Source organism: Pseudomonas sp. PDM31 (assembly GCF_019218965.1).
Classification (GTDB): Bacteria; Pseudomonadota; Gammaproteobacteria; order Pseudomonadales; family Pseudomonadaceae; genus Aquipseudomonas.
In genome coordinates this window covers 41369-59463 of record NZ_JAHUWS010000007.1, presented here as the reverse complement: position 1 = coordinate 59463, position 18095 = coordinate 41369, and the positions used below count along the sequence as shown (strand labels likewise).

At 60.4% G+C, this 18095-nt stretch carries 16 protein-coding genes; 12 read left to right on the top strand and 4 right to left on the bottom strand.

The annotated features are described in order from the left end of the window. Window positions 1-179: 179 nt before the first annotated feature. The 4 genes from KW839_RS15145 (at window position 180) to KW839_RS15130 (ending at window position 2853) form a co-directional block, all read left to right on the top strand. The gene (locus KW839_RS15145; RefSeq protein ID WP_060541093.1) at window positions 180-869 is read left to right on the top strand and encodes an OmpA family protein; all 690 of its coding nucleotides are present in this window, start codon (window positions 180-182) and stop codon (window positions 867-869) included. An 89-nt stretch (window positions 870-958) separates the two neighbouring features. Further along, entirely contained in the window at window positions 959-1675 is a 717-nt protein-coding gene (locus tag KW839_RS15140; RefSeq protein WP_060541094.1) for an OmpA family protein, read from the top strand. 148 nt (window positions 1676-1823) lie between these two features. Next, window positions 1824-2102: a DUF1145 domain-containing protein gene (locus KW839_RS15135; protein WP_060541095.1), complete on the top strand. Its 279-nt coding sequence runs from the start codon at window positions 1824-1826 to the stop codon at window positions 2100-2102. Then, on the top strand, window positions 2095-2853 hold the full coding sequence (locus KW839_RS15130) for a hypothetical protein (protein WP_060541096.1): 759 nt from the start codon (window positions 2095-2097) through the stop codon (window positions 2851-2853). Before KW839_RS15135 ends, KW839_RS15130 begins: the two co-directional genes overlap by 8 nt. A 164-nt stretch (window positions 2854-3017) precedes the next feature. Here the strand turns inward: KW839_RS15130 and KW839_RS15125 are convergent, their stop codons facing one another. Continuing rightward, window positions 3018-3482, bottom strand: a complete 465-nt coding sequence (locus KW839_RS15125; protein WP_060541097.1) for a CopD family protein — start codon at window positions 3480-3482, stop codon at window positions 3018-3020. Between the two features lie 99 nt (window positions 3483-3581). Between KW839_RS15125 and dinG the strand changes: the two genes are divergently transcribed. From dinG to pdxH, 5 genes are all read left to right on the top strand, one after another. Then, window positions 3582-5726, top strand: a complete 2145-nt coding sequence (dinG, locus tag KW839_RS15120; protein ID WP_060541098.1) for an ATP-dependent DNA helicase DinG — start codon at window positions 3582-3584, stop codon at window positions 5724-5726. Window positions 5727-5822: 96 nt separating this feature from the next. Then, window positions 5823-8324: a beta-galactosidase gene (locus tag KW839_RS15115; protein ID WP_218424749.1), complete on the top strand. Its 2502-nt coding sequence runs from the start codon at window positions 5823-5825 to the stop codon at window positions 8322-8324. A gap of 162 nt (window positions 8325-8486) precedes the next feature. Then, on the top strand, window positions 8487-9632 hold the full coding sequence (locus KW839_RS15110; RefSeq protein WP_060541100.1) for a serine hydrolase domain-containing protein: 1146 nt from the start codon (window positions 8487-8489) through the stop codon (window positions 9630-9632). A gap of 114 nt (window positions 9633-9746) precedes the next feature. Beyond that, window positions 9747-10838: an OmpA family protein gene (locus KW839_RS15105; RefSeq protein ID WP_060541101.1), complete on the top strand. Its 1092-nt coding sequence runs from the start codon at window positions 9747-9749 to the stop codon at window positions 10836-10838. Window positions 10839-10862: 24 nt separating this feature from the next. After that, window positions 10863-11510, top strand: coding sequence for a pyridoxamine 5'-phosphate oxidase (gene pdxH / locus KW839_RS15100; protein ID WP_218424748.1), 648 nt, complete (start codon window positions 10863-10865; stop codon window positions 11508-11510). A 5-nt stretch (window positions 11511-11515) separates the two neighbouring features. On the opposite strand, the gene KW839_RS15095 is transcribed toward pdxH, so the two are convergent. After that, complete coding sequence (locus KW839_RS15095; protein WP_218424747.1) at window positions 11516-11752, bottom strand: hypothetical protein; 237 nt, start codon at window positions 11750-11752, stop codon at window positions 11516-11518. 165 nt (window positions 11753-11917) lie between these two features. Here KW839_RS15095 and KW839_RS15090 point away from each other — a divergent pair, with 165 nt between their 5' ends. Together KW839_RS15090 and KW839_RS15085 are read left to right on the top strand one after the other, a co-directional pair. Continuing rightward, on the top strand, window positions 11918-12382 hold the full coding sequence (locus tag KW839_RS15090) for a glycine zipper 2TM domain-containing protein (protein WP_060541104.1): 465 nt from the start codon (window positions 11918-11920) through the stop codon (window positions 12380-12382). 163 nt (window positions 12383-12545) lie between these two features. After that, complete coding sequence (locus KW839_RS15085) at window positions 12546-13547, top strand: RHS repeat-associated core domain-containing protein (protein ID WP_082457512.1); 1002 nt, start codon at window positions 12546-12548, stop codon at window positions 13545-13547. Window positions 13548-13703: 156 nt separating this feature from the next. On the opposite strand, the gene nhaA is transcribed toward KW839_RS15085, so the two are convergent. Continuing rightward, window positions 13704-14891 (bottom strand): Na+/H+ antiporter NhaA, encoded by a 1188-nt coding sequence (gene nhaA / locus KW839_RS15080; RefSeq protein WP_060541107.1) that lies wholly within the window; start codon window positions 14889-14891, stop codon window positions 13704-13706. Window positions 14892-15136: 245 nt separating this feature from the next. Between nhaA and KW839_RS15075 the strand changes: the two genes are divergently transcribed. After that, window positions 15137-16234 carry a PLP-dependent cysteine synthase family protein gene (locus tag KW839_RS15075; RefSeq protein WP_218424928.1) on the top strand — a complete coding sequence of 366 codons (1098 nt, stop codon included), beginning with the start codon at window positions 15137-15139 and terminating at the stop codon, window positions 16232-16234. Between the two features lie 143 nt (window positions 16235-16377). Here the strand turns inward: KW839_RS15075 and KW839_RS15070 are convergent, their stop codons facing one another. Next, window positions 16378-17991 carry an NAD(P)/FAD-dependent oxidoreductase gene (locus KW839_RS15070; protein WP_060541109.1) on the bottom strand — a complete coding sequence of 538 codons (1614 nt, stop codon included), beginning with the start codon at window positions 17989-17991 and terminating at the stop codon, window positions 16378-16380. Between the last annotated feature and the right edge of the window lie 104 nt (window positions 17992-18095).

The following is an 18095-nucleotide window of genomic DNA, read 5'->3' as shown; positions in this document are numbered from 1 at the left end:
CAATCAGATCTGCCAAGACTAGCCTGCCTGAACGTCCGGGCCTAGAGCGTCTGTTCGGCATAACCAGGAACCTGTCGTAAATACACTGTTAAACAGCCTGACCCTTTTCTGGCGGAGTTTAATACTCGGGTCTTTACTACGTGAATCGGTTCTAAGCCGATCCCTCAGGAGAAAACTAGATGAGCATAGTTCGGACAGCATTACCCTTGGTTCTGCTCACCAGTGTGTTGACTGGTTGTGCAGGTTTGCAGAAAACCGACTGGCCGACCTGTGCGGCGGTCGGAGGTGTCGTGGGTGCGGGCCTCGGTGCGACCGAAAGCTCGGCATGGGCCGGTTATGGCGCGCTGCTGGTGGGCGGCACGGCCGCAGCCTATTGCTGGGTTCACGGTGATGGCGACGAAGACGGCGATGGTGTGCCGGACAGCCGCGACAAGTGCCCTGGTACGCCTAAAGGCGTAACGGTAGATGCTAACGGTTGCCCACCACCTGCTCCGGTGGTTGAAGAGGCGGTCGTGGTCAAGGAAGAAACCATCGTCATTCGCGATGTTCACTTCCAGTTCGACAAAGCTACGCTCACCGAATCCGACAAGCAGGTTCTCGACAAGATTGCCACGCGCTTGAAAGCGGAAGCGCCTACTGCTCAATTGACCGTAACCGGCCATACCGACAGCGTGGGCAGCGATACCTACAACCAGAAACTGTCGGATAAACGCGCCCACTCTGTGGTTGAGTATCTCATTGAGAGCGGCGTGCCACGCAGTAACTTCGTGTCCGTTGTAGGTGCCGGTGAAAGCCAGCCGGTTGCCGACAACTCCACCGCTGACGGCCGTGCACAGAACCGTCGCACCGAAATCAAAATTAACCGCTAACCCCCTCGCATCCGCGGCTTGTGCAGTCGCGGATGCGGGTCTTTACTCCTGTGTAACCGGTATTGGCCGGATACACAGGAGCTTTCAATATGATCGTTCTCACAAGGACCGTCCTTCCGGTTCTGCTAATAGGCAGCCTGCTGACCGGCTGCGCTACTCACAGTGATGGCACTGCCCCCCTCAATCAAAGAACCTGGCCTATCTGCAGCCTTATCGGCGGCCTGGTCGGTGGCGGCCTGGGCGCGATTGAAAGTGCCGCTTGGGCCGGTGGCGGTGCGGCGCTCGGCATTTTGACCGGCGGGTTGATCTGCTATGCCCAGGATGGTGACGAAGACGGTGACGGCGTGTTCGACCGCCGTGACCGCTGTCCCGATACACCAGCCGATACACCGGTCGAACATCACGGTTGCCCGGTGCCACAGTACCCTGTTGCGCAACCTGCCGAACCGGTGCCGGTCGAGGTCATCACCCTCAGCGATGCTGGCGATGTACTGTTTGCCTTCGACCAGTCCGACCTCACGCCTACGGCCAAGAGTCAGTTGGACGACCTGATGGGCAAGCTGCAAGACGCCAGCGTGGTGAGCATCAAGGTAGTTGGTCATACCGATAGCGTAGGTTCGGACGAGTACAACCAGGGCTTGTCGGAGCGGCGCGCCAGCAGCGTGGCCGATTATCTCCTGAGTCAGGGGGTGGCGCCGAACAAACTCACCAGTGAAGGCAAGGGCGAGAGTCAGCCGGTGGCTGACAACGAAACAGATGAAGGCCGCGCGAAAAATCGTCGCGTAGAGCTGCACATCAACCGCTGAGCCTTGAAATAGAGCCGTCGCACGTTAATTTAACGCGTGGCGACGGCCGTTCGGCGGCCTCCATGAAGATATTTCCGTTGCCCTCTGGCTTATCCCGCGTGGAAGCCGTTACTGTGCGCGCAAAGAATAATATTTGTTGGGAGCGCGTATGAAGGTGTTATGGGGGCTGGGCAAGTTATTGACCCTGCTGTTCTGGCTGGTGGTGCTGGTCAATCTGCTCGTGCCGTTCAGCTATCCGCTGCACCCGTTGGTCAATCTGGCCGGCGGCTTCCTGGCATTCATCCATTTACTGGAAGTGCTGCTGTGCAACCGCAGCGTCAAATGGCGCGCCCATCCCTGGCTTGACCGTCTGAAGATCGTCATTTTCGGCGTATTCCACCTGCAAACCATTCCGGCTCCTGCCACATCGAAGGCTTCCCATGCGTAAACTCTGTCTGCTTGCCGCACTCGTAAGTCCATTGGCCAGCGCACAGGTGGTGAGCGTCGAAACCAATTCGCTGATGCGCCTGCCCAACACCGCCAGCACCCTGCAACTGGAGCGCCTGGAAGTGGCGGACTACGGGACGTTGCTGATTCCTGCGAACGTAACCGAAGTCACAGTGGGTGAACTGCACCTGGGCCACGAAGCGCGGATCGCCATCGTGCCCGGCGAACAGGCGCTGGCGCTGAAGGTGCATCGGGCCGACCTTGCCGAAGGCAGCCAGATCACCGCGCGGGGTGCGCCGGGTACGTACGAGAAGGCTGCCCGTGCCGGGCGAAGTATTGATGTGCAGATAAAGTCACTGAATGCACCGCAATTGTTGGTCGATGCTCGCGGTGGCGCGGGCGCGCCGGGGTTTGTCGGCCTCGACGGTGCCAACGGGCAGGCCCCGGGCTGCACCTGGGGCCAGGCCGGTCGCGGTGCCGATGGCAGCGATGGCAGTAACGGCCAGCCGGGGGCACCAGGCGCGCTGGTTAAACTGGCAGTGCCGCACGACTATCCGGCAGAACGCATCAAGGTCCAGGTGGCCGGCGGTGCCGGTGGTGCAGCCGGCCCTGGCGGCAAGCCGGGGGCGGGTGGCAAGGCCAAGGGCTGTCTCATTTATAACGCCGATGGCGGCAAGAGCGGGCGCCCTGGTGCCGATGGTCAACCCGGGCCTGAAGGCGCGCCGGGTTCGGTGACGGTGCAGCGGTTGTAACCTGTTCCTTCGCGGGGCTTTTGTGGGAGCGAGCCTGCTCGCGATGGAGGCCAGCGATGGCCTGCACTGTCTGGATAACAGCGGTGAGTTTGAGAACATCGCGAGCAGGCTCGCTCCCACAGTAATTCGCTGTCGGTGGGAGAGAGCCGGGTCAGGAGCAGCTTTTAAAGCGTCGGGCGTGCCGCGGCAATTGCAACCAGCACCAGACCCACCAATAAATTGATCCCCACCAATCGACGAATCCGCCCCAGCACCGCCGCACCTGCCGGCCAATCCTGTGCGGTTACCGCCGTACGCAGTTCCGGCAACATCAGCGCCTGAATACGGATAAACAGCGCCGTCATTACCACATACAAACCCATCATTACCTGCACATAACGTGGCGCGGCTTCAAAACCGTGGAACTGCATGTGCAGCATGCCCACGCCGCTGACAGGCAGCAGTATCACGGCTGCCCAGACCCAACGGAAAAACCCCGGGAACACTTCTACCCATAACTTGAGCCGGGCAGGGCCCTCCAGCGCCTTGACTGCCGCGGGGCGCAGGACCATCCAGGCGAAAAACATGCCTCCGACCCAGACCAGTGCGGCGAGGACATGCAGGGTGTAAACGATGCCAAAAGGTGTCATTGGGGTACTCCGTTCTGCGCAGGATTCATTAGCGGGGTATGATAGCGGCCGAACCGAACCACTGAAAATTTATCCAGCGTTTTTTGCGCCCGACAATTCATGATCAGCACTGAACTCAAAACCACGATCCAGGGCGCCTACTCGCGTTTTCTCGAAGCCAAGAGCCTCAAACCGCGCTACGGCCAACGCCTGATGATCGCCGAAGTCGCCAAGGTTCTCGGTGACATCGACACCGACGATGAAGGCCGGCGCAGTGGCGAGCCCGCGATTGTCGCGGTAGAAGCCGGCACGGGTACCGGCAAGACCGTGGCCTACAGCCTGGCGGCGATTCCCACGGCCAAGGCCGCCGGCAAGCGCCTGGTGATCGCCACGGCTACCGTGGCCCTGCAGGAGCAGATCGTCTACAAGGACTTGCCCGACCTGATGCGCAACAGCGGGCTGAACTTCAGCTTCGCCCTGGCCAAGGGACGCGGGCGCTACATGTGCCTGTCCAAGCTCGACATGTTGCTCCAGGAAGGTCACGCGCAAACCGCCACCGCTCAGTTGTTCGAGGAAGAGGGCTTCAAGATCGAGGTCGATGAGGCCAGTCAGAAGCTGTTCACCAGCATGATCGAGAAGCTCGCCGGCAATAAATGGGACGGCGACCGCGACAGTTGGTCCACGGCGCTTGAAGATGCAGACTGGGCACGCCTGACCACCGATCACAGCCAGTGCACCAACCGTCATTGCCCGAACTTCGGCCAGTGTGCCTTCTACAAGGCCCGCGAAGGCATGGGCAAGGTCGACGTGATAGTCACCAACCACGACATGGTCCTGGCTGACCTGGCCCTGGGCGGCGGCGCAGTGCTGCCGGACCCGCGCGACACCATCTATGTGTTCGACGAAGGCCATCACCTGCCGGACAAGGCCATCGGCCATTTCGCCCATTACACCCGCCTGCGCTCCACCGCCGACTGGCTGGAAACCACCGCCAAGAATCTCACCAAGCTGCTGGCCCAACACCCGTTGCCGGGCGATCTGGGCAAGTTGATCGAACAGGTGCCGGAGCTGGCACGGGAGATCAAGACCCAGCAGCAGTTCATGTTCACCGCCTGTGAACAGGTTGCCGATTTCAAGCCCGGCGAAGATGTTGAAGGTCGCGAACGGCCTCGTCATCGCTTTGTCGGCGGGGTGATTCCCGAACACATGCGCGAGATGGGCGTCGAGCTGAAGAAGGGTTTCGCGCGCCTGACCGATCTGTTCACCCGCCTTACCGAGTTGCTCAAGGAAGGCATGGACGGCGAGGTCAACATCGGCATCGCCAGCAACCAGGCCGAAGAGTGGTATCCATTGTTCGGCAGCCTGCTGTCGCGCTCATCCGGCAATTGGGAGTTGTGGGTCGCGTTCACCGCGGAAGACCCGGAAGACAACCCGCCGATGGCGCGCTGGCTGACCCTGGCCGAAAGCGGTTCGCTGTTTGATATCGAGGTCAACGCCAGTCCCATCCTCGCGGCGGAAATGCTGCGGCGCAATCTGTGGAACGTGGCCTATGGCGCGCTGGTGACGTCGGCGACCCTGACCGCGCTGGGCACCTTCGATCGCTTTCGCATGCGTGCCGGCCTGCCGAAAAAAGCCGTGACCGCCGTGGTCCCGAGCCCCTTCCATCACGCCGATGCCGGCGTGCTGCGAGTGCCGAACCTAAACGCCGACCCCCGTGATGCGGCGGCTCACACTGCGGCAATCATCCGTGATCTGCCGGAGCTGGTCGAAGGCTCGCGGGGCACGCTGGTGCTGTTCTCTTCGCGCAAGCAGATGCAGGACGTATTCGACGGCCTGGACCGCGACTGGCGCAAGCAAGTGTTCATTCAGGGCAACCTGTCGAAACAGGAAACCCTGAACAAACACAAGGCGCGGGTCGATGGCGGGGATTCCAGCGTTCTGTTCGGCCTGGCGAGTTTCGCCGAAGGGGTCGACTTGCCGGGTGCCTATTGCGAACACGTCGTCATCGCCAAGATTCCGTTCTCGGTGCCCGATGATCCGGTCGAAGCGGCCCTTGCCGAATGGATCGAAGCCCGTGGCGGCAATCCGTTCATGGAAATCTCCGTGCCGGACGCCTCGCTGAAACTGGTGCAGGCCTGCGGGCGCTTGCTGCGCACCGAAGAGGACCGTGGCACCATCACTTTGCTTGACCGGCGCCTGGTCACCCAACGCTATGGCAAAGCGATCCTCAACGCATTGCCTCCCTTCCGGCGCGAAATTTCCTGAGTAACCGGTGGGCGGTTTTGCCCACCGCGTTGTCTATCTCTCAGCCATCTTTATTTCGCAGGCCCATTGAAGGTCGTTAGGGAGAATTTCGTTCTCATGATTCGCCGTTCGTTACCTGCCGTTTTTGCCCTGTTGTTCGCAACGCCCCTGTTGGCCGCACCCGCAGGCCCGCAGACGCTGTTCAACTTTGTGCGCCCCGCCGATGTGGTCCAGGTGGCGACTCAGGACGCCAGCCTGCCGCAATCCAACGCTGAACAGACCCCGGAAGGCGAAGTGCTGCGCCGGGTAACGTTCAATCCGGTGGCGCGCCCGACCCTGCGCCTGACGCCGCAAACCGGTGCCTGGGACTGGTCCGGGTCGAGCGTCATGAGCCTGCGGATCCAGAACGCCATGAACTGGGCCGTGACCCTGTACGTGACCATCCAGAGCAATGATGGCAAGACCCTGACCAGCCGCGTCGATCTGCCGGCCGGGCCCGCGCAGACCTTGTTGGTGCCGCTGCAACCAGCGTCGCCGCTGAATCAGGGCATGAAAGCCGGGCCGCCGATGCCAATGACCGTCGAAGGCCAGCGCATCCTGCTGGCCAGCAGTGCCGGGGAACTGGACGCTCGGCAGGTGGTGTCGGTCAGCCTGTCGATGGATCAGCCGCAAGCCGCACAAAGCATACTGCTGGAGCGTTTCGGCGTGCAGGACGGCGAGTCGATCAGCCGGGCTGTATACGGTGGGTTGGTCGATGCCTATGGCCAGTCGACCCGCGCCCGGTGGCCGGAAAAAATCAGCAACGACGAGCAGCTCAAAGGCGCCGCTGCCAAGGAGCAGCAGCAACTGAAAACCTGGCTGGCCGAGCGCGAGAAGTCGCCCCTGGACAAATTCGGCGGCTTGACCACTGGCCCGGTATTCAGGGCCAGTGGGTTCTTCCGCAGTGAAAAGCGTGATGGGCGCTGGTATCTGGTGACTCCGCAAGGGCACCCGTTCTACTCGCTGGGGGTCAACACCGTCACCCCGGACGTCAACCAGACTTACGTCGCCGGTCGCGAGTGGATGTTCGAATCCTTGCCCAAGGCTGACGAAGCCTTGGCCCGCCACTACGGTGAAGGTGACAACCGCGGCGGCAACGGTGCCGACCAGGGCCGTGGATACAACGCCGGGCGCTGGTACGATTTCTACGGCGCCAACTTGCAGCGCTTGTATGGCAACCCCTGCGCATTGGGCAGCGATACCAAGGCCGGTGTCGCCGAGGCAGCCAAGGCAGACGCGGTCGAAGCGACGGCAGACAAGGCTGGTGCGCAACCCGTGGTTCCATCGAGCGCCGAGGCCGGTGTCGCGGAAGTCGCCAAGGCCGACGCCGCCCAGGCAACGGTGGCAAAAGCAGTCGAGCAGTCACCAGCCGAACCTTGCAAAGCCGAGTTTGACCAGCAACGCTGGGCCAGCCATACCCTGGATCGCCTGCAAGCCTGGGGCTTCAATACTGTCGGTAACTGGAGCGCTCCAATGCTGGCCGGGGCGGACCGCGTCCCTTACACCTTGCCGCTGTCGATCGTCGGCGACTACGCCAGCATCAGTACCGGTACCGATTGGTGGGGCGGCATGCCTGACCCGTTCGACCCGCGCTTTGCCATGGCTACCGAGCGCGCCGTGGCCATCGCCACCCGCGATCATCGAGACGACCCGTGGCTGATCGGTTACTACGCCGACAACGAACTGGCCTGGGCCGGTCCCGGCGATGACCCCAAAGCCCGTTATGCCCTGGCCTACGGCACCTTGAAGATGACCACCGACGTGCCGGCCAAGCGCGCATTCCTCAAGCAGTTGCGCGACAAATACCGCAACCAGGCAGGCCTGTCGAAAGCCTGGGGTATCGACCTGCCAGCCTGGGAGCTGATGGAAGACCCGGGGTTCAGTGCGCCGTTGCCGAGCGCCGAGCATCCGGAAATCGAAGCCGACTTCAAGTACTTCCAGAAGGTCTTCGCCGACACCTACTTCAAGACCATCTCCGATTCACTCAAGTGGCATGCGCCGAACCAGATGCTGCTCGGCGGCCGGTTTGCCATCAGCACCCCGGAAGCGGTGGAGTCTTGCGCGCAGTATTGCGACGTATTGAGCTTCAACATGTACACCCTGCAGCCCCATGATGGTTACGACTTCACCAGACTGCGCAGCCTCGACAAACCGGTATTGATCACCGAGTTCAACTTCGGCTCGGCGGACCGCGGCCCGTTCTGGGGCGGCGTGACACAATTGGCCAAGGAAGAGGACCGTGGCCCGGCCTACGCGAACTTCCTCAAGCAGGCGCTGAGCGAACCGTCGATTGTCGGCGTGCATTGGTTCCAGTACCTCGATCAACCCGTGACCGGACGCCTGCTCGATGGCGAGAACGGTCATTTCGGGCTCGTGGGCATTACCGACTTGCCGTTCCAGGGCTTTGTCGAGAGCGTACGCAGGAGCAATCTGGCGACCGCCGACCAGATGGGCAAAGAAGCCGAGAAGGCCGCAGCCGAGGTCGACAAAGCCAGTCACGATGCCGAGGGCGGGCGCAAAGCCGAAGCCGGCAAAGGGCCGGGGAAGGGCGCTGGCGGGCATTCCGGCAAAGGTCACTGAAAAAGATCGCAGCCCGCGACAGCGTCTGTAGGCGCTGGCGCAGGCGGCGATCTTTTGATCTTGCCCTTGAATCAACCGCCCGGCCAAACCCTGTTCCCAAAACCCTCAAGGGCTGGAACAATGCCCACCACTTTTGTAGAACGTTTATCCAGGGAGTTGCGGGTGCAGATTCAGGGTCATTACGAGCTTAAGTTCGAGGCAGTGCGCGAAGCGTTTGCAGCGTTGTTCGACGATCCTCAGGAGCGTGGCGCAGCGTTGTGCATCCAGGTCGGCGGGGAAACGGTACTGGACCTCTGGTCTGGCACTGCCGACAAGGATGGCGCCGAGGCCTGGCACAGCGACACCATCGCCAACCTGTTCTCCTGCACCAAGACCTTCACTGCCGTCACGGCGCTGCAACTGGTGGCCGAAGGCAAGCTGCAACTGGACGTTCCGGTGGCGCGCTACTGGCCCGAATTCGCCGCGGCCGGCAAGGAATCGGTGACCCTGCGCCAACTGCTTTGCCATCAGGCCGGGCTACCGGCGTTACGCGAGTTGCTGGCCCCCGAAGCCCTTTACGACTGGCCAACGATGGTCGACGCCCTGGCCGCCGAAGCGCCATGGTGGACACCGGGTGAAGGTCACGGTTACGCAGCAATCACCTACGGCTGGCTGGTCGGCGAGTTGCTGCGCCGTGTCGACGGTCGCGGGCCGGGTGAGTCGATCGTGGCGCGAGTCGCCAAGCCGTTGGGCCTGGATTTCCATGTCGGTCTGGACGATGCAGAGTTCCATCGCGTGGCGCACATCGCGCGCGGCAAGGGCAATGTCGGCGATGCCGCGGCCCAGCGCTTGCTGCAGGTGACCATGCGCGAACCGACGGCCATGACCACTCGGGCGTTCACCAACCCGCCGTCGATCATGACCAGCACCAACAAGCCGGAGTGGCGGCGCATGCAGCAGCCGGCGGCCAATGGCCATGGCAATGCGCGCAGTCTCGCCGGGTTCTATGCCGGCCTGCTCGATGGCAGCCTGCTGGAAAGCGAAATGCTCGATGAGCTGACCCGCGAGCACAGCATCGGCGAAGACAAGACTTTATTGACCTGCACCCGTTTCGGTCTGGGTTGCATGCTTGATCAACCGAATGTACCCAACGCCACCTTCGGCCTGGGTTCACGCGCGTTCGGTCATCCTGGGGCTGGTGGCTCCATCGGTTTTGCCGATCCGGAGCACGATGTAGCCTTTGGTTTTGTGACAAATACCCTGGGACCGTACGTCTTGATGGACCCGCGTGCGCAAAAGTTGGTGCGGGTTCTGGCCACCTGTCTGTAAAACCTGCTCGAGGGTTCCAGGGCTGGAACCGGAAAGCTTTTTGAGTTTCAAAGCGTCTGTTTATCCGGGCCGAACCGGTCTGATTTTTCATTACTCGATTTTTGTGGATATCCAATGTCATCTAAACCAACGCTCGCTTTGGCCCTGTGCTTCGCTATTACCGGTTGTGCACAGACTCCACAAAAAGATTCCGATGGCGGCAACTGGTGGCCGTTCGGTTCCACCGACAAAGTCGCCGCCAAAGAGCCGGCCCCGGCGCCTCAGAACCCTTTCGTAACCGCTCCGGTGGCGAAGACTGAAAGCGCCAGCCACTGGTACTGGCCGTTCGGTTCCGACGACAGCGCCGACAAGGCTGCGGTCAAGTCGCAGGTGAAAGACCAGGCCAAACCGGTTGCCGTAGCCAAGGCCGAAGCCGATGCCGGCGGCAAGTGGTGGTGGCCGTTCGGTGGTACCGACCAGAGTACCAGCAAAGCCGTGCCGATGCCTGATCCGAAAGTCACCCAGGCCTGGCTCGATGACTACGAACCACGCCTGCGTGAAGCCATCAAGGGCAGTAACCTGCAACTCGAACGCCGCGAAAACGTGTTGGTGGTGACGGCACCGGTCGAAGGTACATTCAACCCTGACCGTCCGGCGATGCTGCTGCCCGTCACACTCGGCCCGTTCACCCGCGTAGCCAAAATCCTGGAAGTTGATTCCAAGACTGCCGTGCTGGTGCTCGGGCACAGCGATACCTCGGGTGCCGCGCCGGCCAACGTGAAGCTCAGCCAGGAACGCGCGCAATCGATCGCAGCGATCTTCCGCCTCAGCGGTCTGCAGCGTGATCGCCTGATGTTGCGTGGCATGGGTGGCAATGCGCCGCGTGCTGCCAACGACAGCGCCGAAGGTCGAGCGTTAAATCGCCGCGTGGAGTTGCTGGTGACCCCACAGAACACCATGGTGGCCCTGCTGAGCAAATACAACATGCCTGCTCCGGCGCCGGTGACCCTGGTTGCCGCGCAGGACATCAAGCCTGTCGCCAAGCCCGTGACTCCGGCTCCGGCTGCCAAAAAGGCCGCGGTTCCAACCGCGAAAAAAGCCCCGGCGAAGAAAGCTCCGGCCAAGAAAGCGCCAGCCAAAACCGCGACCCCGGCGAAAAAGACCGCACCAGCCAAGGCCTCCACGGCTGACAAGAAAGTCGCCGCCGCCGATACTGTAAAGAAGTGATTGGTTAACCATAAGGAATGCGCCATGACCCAGGGCCTGGCTGATATGCGTCGTGATTACACCCGTGATGGCCTGGCCGAGGCGCAAGCCCCGGTTGAGCCATTTGCATTGTTCCACCGGTGGTTCGCCGATGCGGTGAAAACCGAACAGGCACCGGTGGAGGCCAATGCCATGACGTTGGCGACGGTGGATCAGGACGGTCGGCCGCATTGCCGCATTCTGCTGCTCAAGGGCCTGGATGAGCAGGGTTTCACCTTCTTCACCAACTACGACAGCGCCAAAGGCCAGCACCTGGCCGCGAACCCGTTCGCGGCCATGACTTTTTTCTGGCCGGCCCTGGAGCGTCAGGTGCGAATAGAAGGTCGGGTGGTGAAGGTCACCCCTGAAGAATCCGACGCCTATTTTCAGGTTCGCCCGCTGGGCAGCCGTCTGGGGGCCTGGGCATCGCCGCAAAGCCGGGTGATTGCCGATCGGGGTGAGCTGGAAGCACTGCTCAAGAACACCGAGCAACGATTCAGCGACACTCAGCCCCACTGCCCTGAGCACTGGGGCGGTTACCGTTTGTTGCCGGAGCGTATCGAGTTCTGGCAGGGGCGCTCGAGTCGCCTGCATGACCGTCTCAATTACCGTCAACTGGGCGCCGACTGGATTCTTGAACGCCTGGCACCCTGAACAGTCTACTGATCGGGGTAGCCTGCCGCTGCGGTCTCCAGCCACTTTGACAGGTCCCGACGCTTGATTTTCTGCGCTTGGGCGTTGGCCAGTTGTTCGAGCATGTAGGCTCTTTTGCGCTCGTCCTTGCCTGCCAGCGACAACGCCAGGTCGCGGTCCATCCAGCGTTTGATCCGTACGTACAACCACCAGTGGAAGTACAGACCGGCGGCGGTAGTGACGACAATGATAAAGTAATCCATGGAAATCCTGTGTCGGTAGCGCAGCGTCCGGATATGCAGCTACCTTGTGTCGGGTTCATGAAGCGCCTGTATGGCGCCTGAATCAAAGCACGATTATCCGGGCGCGCCGTGACAGGCGTCAAACTGCGCGGTTTAATGAGCACCTGTTATTTTGGAGTTGATGTTATGCGTAAGTCTGTTCTGCTGGTTGCTTCCTTTTCCACCATGGCGATGTTGCTCACTGGTTGCCAATCGAGCCTGACCGGTGACTCCTACTCCCGTGACGAAGCCCGTCGTGTGCAGACCATCCGCATGGGCACCATCGAAGCCTTGCGTCCGGTGAAGATCGAGGGCACCAAGACCCCGATCGGTGGCGCGGCAGGCGCGGTCGTCGGCGGCGTGGGCGGCAGCAGCGTCGGTGGGGGTACCGGAAGCATCGTGGCTGCGGTCATCGGCGCCGTGGCGGGTGGCCTGATCGGTTCTGCCGCCGAAGAAGGCCTGACCCGCACCCAGGGCGTGGAGATCACCGTTCGCGAAGACGACGGCAGCATGCGCGCCTACGTGCAACAGGTTCAGGAAAACGAAGTGTTCCGTGTTGGCGAACGTGTGCGTATTTCGACCGTCGATGGAACCAGCCGCGTTTCCCACTAAAACGCAAAACGGCTAAAAGAAAACCCCGATCAGTGTTTGCTGGTTGGGGTTTTTTTTGTGAGGGGATTTGGATTCAATTGGACTATCAGTTCTGATAGTTGTCATTTTGTATAAGTTGGAGGAGAGTAAAGGTCGGTTTAACAGATTAACTGCGAGCGGGCTCATGCAAACTCCGAATAAATTTTTGCTCTGCAAGTATCAGTACAATGCTTTGGATCAACTGACTGCCTCCACGCTGTTTGCGAAGCCAAGCCATCAGCGTTTTTATCGAAAAGATCACTTGGTTACGGAGATTGCGGGAGACGTTGAACTTACAATCGTTCAGCATCAGGACCAGCCATTGGCGCAACATGTGCGTGACAAGGGCCAGGTCCAATCCACTTTGCTTGCAACTGATCTATCGCACTCGGTATTGCTGTCACTCGGCGTGGGAGGGCAACCGAATTCCTTCGCCTACACACTTTATGGGTATCTCCCGGTTGCAGGTGGCTTGCTCAGTCTGCTTGGTTTCAACGGGCAGCGACCAGACCAACTGACCGGATATTATTTGTTGGGCAATGGATATCGGGCTTTCAACCCGGTTTTGATGCGATTCAATAGCCCGGACAATTTGAGCCCGTTTGGAGAAGGTGGGGTGAATGCCTATGCTTATTGCAAGGGGGATCCTGTCAATCAGGAGGATAGTACAGGGCATATGCCATTTTTTCACACAAAGCTAAGGGCACCTAAACTCAAGATTCCCCCGAACAAATCTAAGCCAGTAGCTGATAAGCCGACACATTCTTCGAAGCAACCAAAAGTCGGCTCGGCTTCGAGCGGCGATAATAAGCCAGGCTCTAGCTCTGGAGCGTCTAATGCAAACGTTTTGCCAATTTCATCCTCACAACCTTCCGGAGCGTCTCCTGCAAACGTCTTGCAGGCTTTACCCTCAGCACCTTCTCACTTGAGCGCATTCATTTCTGTGGTAAACAACAGAGAAAGGGTTCTCAGGCAAGTGCCGGTCGACTTTGTAAAATACAGTAGGATTAGAAGGGTGCAGGATGTTGGTTTTAGGCAACCAATTATTTCGCAAGAAATGATTCGGAAAAAATTGGATCTTGAGGAACTACCGGATGGGGAATTTTACATGCTTCCCAAGGAAAGATGGGAGGAAAGATTGAAATGAGTTTCTATCTTCTCAAAATGGTCGCCTGATACGCACACTTGTCATCGATCATGTTGTGGTTTGTAAAAATGCCGCCTTGGATGGCGGCATTACGTTATCCACGCATTCTTGTTAAACGTTTGAGCGGATATCCACCGCTCGAGGTTGTTGTTTTTATCAGGACTGTCGCTCCACCCGCTTACGACTGGCCGCCGCCGTCACCGCATAGCCAATCAACGCCGCCAATATCGATCCGGTCAAAATCCCCATCCGATCCATCCCGGCGTAATCGCTGACGCCCGGTTCGAAGGCCAGGGAACCGACAAACAGGCTCATGGTGAAACCGATGCCGCAAAGGATTGCCACACCCAGTACCTGGCCCCAGTTGGCACCCTGGGGCAGGGCGGCGATGCCGATTTTCACTGCCAGCCAGGTCAGGCCGAACACGCCAACGGTCTTGCCCAGCAGCAGGCCAACCGCAATGCCCATGGGCACGTCGTGGGTAAAGCTGTCGACGGTGACGCCGCTCAGGGAGAGGCCGGCGTTAGCGAAGGCGAACAGTGGCAGGATGCCGTAGGCAACCCAGGGGTGCAGGCCATGCTCAAGGGTGAGTAATGGCGACGTCTCGGCATTTCTGGTGCGCAGCGGAATGCAGAAGGCCAGGGTCACGCCGGCCAGAGTGGCGTGTACACCGCTCTTGAGTACGCAGACCCACAGGATCAAGCCGATGATCATATAGGGTCCGAGTTTCACCACGCCCAGGCGATTCATGGCGATCAGCGCCGCGATACAGGCCGCCGCCAGCGCCAGGGACAGGGTCGACAACGAGCCGGAGTAGAAGATCGCAATGATGACGATCGCGCCGAGGTCGTCGATGATCGCCAGGGTCATCAGGAACAGTTTCAGCGAAGCCGGAACGCGTTTGCCCAATAGCGCCAGTACGCCCAGGGCGAAGGCGATGTCAGTCGCGGTCGGGATTGCCCAACCGCTCAGAGCCGGCGGGTTGTCGCGATTGAGGTACCAGTAGATCAACGCGGGCACCACCATGCCGCCAATGGCCGCCGCGCCGGGCAGGACAATCTGCGACGGTTGGGACAGTTGGCCGTCGAGTACTTCGCGCTTCACTTCCAGGCCGATCAGCAGGAAGAACAGCGCCATCAGTCCGTCGTTGATCCATAGCAGCAACGGCTTGGCGATTTTCAGTGCACCGATCTGGGCCACCACCGGGGTGTCGAGCAGGCCGCTGTAAAGCCACGACAGTGACGAGTTGTTGATGATCAGGGCCAGAACGGCGGCAGCGATCAGCAATAGACCGCTGGCAGCTTCCAACTGAAAGAAGCGCGTGAAAGTGCTACGCAGAGGCAAGGTCGCTCTCCATCTGTGAATTCAAAAAGGTGGCACACCCTAACCCGTACGGTTAGTTGTTAAAACAAAAGTTATATTCTTTTTTGTTATATGTCGTTACAACGCGATTGCTTGGCACGAATCTGAGCCTAGCAGTTGCCGGACGTATTGAACCTCAGCTGTACCTGTGCCGGATGCAGGATTATTCCTAAACTTGCTGGCTGAGCCGTGTGACCCGTTCAACTCTTGCCTGAATCAGAGAAACCATCATGAGCGACAACCGACAGTGGTCGCGCGAAGCGATCCGGATTATCGAAGCCGATTTCCAGCGCAGCGCCGACACCCACCTGATCCCCTTGCCGCTGCCGGGTTTTGCGGGCATCGAGTTGTACTTCAAGGATGAGTCCAGTCATCCCACCGGCAGCCTCAAGCATCGGCTGGCGCGTTCGTTGTTTCTCTATGCCTTGTGTAACGGCTGGCTGAAGCCCGGTGCGCCGGTGATTGAAGCGTCCAGTGGTTCGACGGCGATTTCCGAGGCGTACTTCGCCCGCATGCTCGGTTTGCCCTTCATTGCGGTGATGCCAGCGACCACGTCGAAAGAGAAGATCGCGCAGATCGCGTTCTACGGCGGCCAAAGTCATCTGGTCGACGATCCGACCCGGATCTACGCCGAATCCGAGCGCCTCGCTCGCGAACACGACGGCCATTTCATCGACCAGTTCACCTACGCCGAGCGCGCCACCGACTGGCGGGCGAACAACAATATCGCCGAGTCGATCTTTCAGCAGATGCGTTTCGAGCAGCATCCCGAGCCGAGCTGGCTGATTTCCAGCCCCGGCACCGGTGGCACCACGGCCACGCTGGGGCGTTACGTGCGTTATCGCCAGCATGGCACCCGGGTGTTGTGTGCCGACGCCGAGCGCTCGGTTTTTTTTGATTACTACAGGACGGGTGATGCCAGTCTGCGTCTGGACCACGGTTCGCGCATTGAAGGGATTGGCCGGCCGCGAGTGGAAGCTTCGTTCCTGCCCAAGGTGATCGACGCGATGGTCAAGGTGCCGGACGCCTTGTCACTGGCGGCCATGCATTATCTGGCGCAGCGTCTGGGGCGGCACGTGGGTGGGTCGAGCGGAACCAACCTGATCGGCGCCTTGATGGCCGCGCAGCATATGGCGCAGGCGGGGGAGAAGGGCTCGATGGTGGCGATTTTGTGCGACAGCGGCGAGCGCTATGCCACGACCTATTACGATCAGGATTGGCTCAAGGCCCAGGGGTATGAGTTGAGTGGCTTGATCGATGCGGTGGCGGCGACGGTGGAGCGTGGTGAGCCGCTGCCGGCTTCGGTTCTGCGCGCCAATATCTGATTTCAGACACTGAAGTCCCCTGTAGGAGCGAGCATGCTCGCGAAGGTCGTCAACGATATCGCGGGTATGCTGGATAAACGCGGTGACCTATGGTTTTTCGCGAGCATGCTCGCTCCTACAGGGGGATTGTGTCGTTTCAGGTATCAGGCTTCCAGGCCCAGGATATCGCGAGCCACGGCTTCAGCAATCCTGATCCCGTCTACCCCCGCCGACAGAATCCCACCGGCATACCCCGCGCCTTCACCGGCCGGGAACAAGCCTTTCACGTTCAGGCTCTGCATCGTGTCGTTACGGGTAATGCGCAACGGTGACGAGGTGCGGGTTTCGATTCCGGTCAACACCGCGTCGTGCAGCGAGTAACCACGAATCTGCTTCTCGAACGCCGGCAAGGCTTCGCGAATCGCTTCGATGGCGAAGTCCGGCAAGGCCAGGGCCAGATCACCCAGGGCAACGCCCGGCTTGTAAGACGGCTCCACGCTGCCCAGTTCGGTGGAGGGCTTGCCGGCGATGAAGTCGCCAACCAGTTGCGCCGGCGCTTCGTAGTTGCTGCCGCCCAGTACGAAGGCGTGGGACTCCAGGCGTTCCTGCAATTCGATACCGGCCAATGGACCGCCCGGATAGTCGACTTCCGGAGTGATGCCGACGACGATCCCGGAGTTGGCGTTGCGTTCGTTACGCGAATACTGGCTCATGCCGTTGGTGACCACACGGTTCGGCTCGGAGGTCGCGGCCACCACTGTGCCGCCCGGGCACATGCAGAAGCTGTAGACCGAACGGCCATTTTTGGCGTGGTGCACCAGTTTGTAATCGGCGGCGCCGAGCTTCGGGTGGCCGGCGTATTTGCCCAGCCGCGCGCGGTCGATCAGCGACTGCGGGTGCTCGATGCGGAAACCTACCGAGAACGGCTTGGCTTCCATGTACACACCACGGCCGTGGAGCATGCGGAAAGTATCGCGGGCGCTGTGGCCGAGGGCCAGGATCACGTGCTTCGAGTGGATCTGCTCGCCGCCATTGAGTTCGACGCCGACCAGTTGGCCGTCCTCGATCAATACATCGGTGACGCGCTGCTGGAAGCGCACTTCGCCGCCCAGCGCGCGAATCTGCTCACGCATGTTTTCCACAACGCCGGTCAGGCGGAACGTACCGATGTGCGGTTTGCTGACGTAGAGGATTTCTTCCGGCGCGCCGGCCTTGACGAACTCGTGCAGGACTTTGCGGCCGAGGAATTTCGGGTCCTTGATCTGGCTGTAGAGCTTGCCGTCGGAGAAGGTCCCGGCGCCACCTTCACCGAACTGCACGTTGGACTCGGGGTTGAGCACGCTTTTACGCCACAGGCCCCAGGTGTCCTTGGTGCGCTGGCGCACTTCGGTGCCGCGCTCGAGGATGATCGGCTTGAAGCCCATTTGCGCGAGCAGCAGCCCGGCGAAAATCCCGCACGGGCCGAAGCCGACGACGATCGGGCGTGCACTCAGGTCGGTCGGCGCCTGGCCGACCATTTTATAACTGACATCCGGCGCCACGTTGACGTTACGGTCATCGGCGAACGTGTGCAGCACCGCCGCCTCATCGCGAACATTGAGGTCGATGGTGTAGATGAAGCACAGCTCGGAGGACTTTTTACGCGCATCGTAGCTGCGCTTGAACAAGGTGAAATCGAGCAGGTCATCGCTGGCGATTCCCAGGCGCTGCACGATGGCAGGGCGCAGGTCTTCTTCGGGATGGTCGATCGGCAACTTGAGTTCGGTGATTCGTAACATGGCGGGATCCGGTTCGCGGGGCGCACAACTGCGCCAGGGCGTTTGTAGCCCGCGATTATAAGCCTCAATGGCGCAGTCCAGTGAGGCAAAAACCGCATCTCGTC

Bases quoted from the DNA above. Each gene is read 5' to 3' on its own strand.
- KW839_RS15145 (WP_060541093.1), top strand. From the start codon at position 180: ATGAGCATAGTTCGGACAGCATTACCCTTGGTTCTGCTCACCAGTGTG.
- KW839_RS15140 (WP_060541094.1), top strand. From the start codon at position 959: ATGATCGTTCTCACAAGGACCGTCCTTCCGGTTCTGCTAATAGGCAGC.
- KW839_RS15135 (WP_060541095.1), top strand. From the start codon at position 1,824: ATGAAGGTGTTATGGGGGCTGGGCAAGTTATTGACCCTGCTGTTCTGG.
- KW839_RS15130 (WP_060541096.1), top strand. From the start codon at position 2,095: ATGCGTAAACTCTGTCTGCTTGCCGCACTCGTAAGTCCATTGGCCAGC.
- KW839_RS15125 (WP_060541097.1), bottom strand. From the start codon at position 3,482: ATGACACCTTTTGGCATCGTTTACACCCTGCATGTCCTCGCCGCACTG.
- dinG (WP_060541098.1), top strand. From the start codon at position 3,582: ATGATCAGCACTGAACTCAAAACCACGATCCAGGGCGCCTACTCGCGT.
- KW839_RS15115 (WP_218424749.1), top strand. From the start codon at position 5,823: ATGATTCGCCGTTCGTTACCTGCCGTTTTTGCCCTGTTGTTCGCAACG.
- KW839_RS15105 (WP_060541101.1), top strand. From the start codon at position 9,747: ATGTCATCTAAACCAACGCTCGCTTTGGCCCTGTGCTTCGCTATTACC.
- pdxH (WP_218424748.1), top strand. From the start codon at position 10,863: ATGACCCAGGGCCTGGCTGATATGCGTCGTGATTACACCCGTGATGGC.
- KW839_RS15095 (WP_218424747.1), bottom strand. From the start codon at position 11,752: ATGGATTACTTTATCATTGTCGTCACTACCGCCGCCGGTCTGTACTTC.
- KW839_RS15090 (WP_060541104.1), top strand. From the start codon at position 11,918: ATGCGTAAGTCTGTTCTGCTGGTTGCTTCCTTTTCCACCATGGCGATG.
- KW839_RS15085 (WP_082457512.1), top strand. From the start codon at position 12,546: ATGCAAACTCCGAATAAATTTTTGCTCTGCAAGTATCAGTACAATGCT.
- KW839_RS15070 (WP_060541109.1), bottom strand. From the start codon at position 17,991: ATGTTACGAATCACCGAACTCAAGTTGCCGATCGACCATCCCGAAGAA.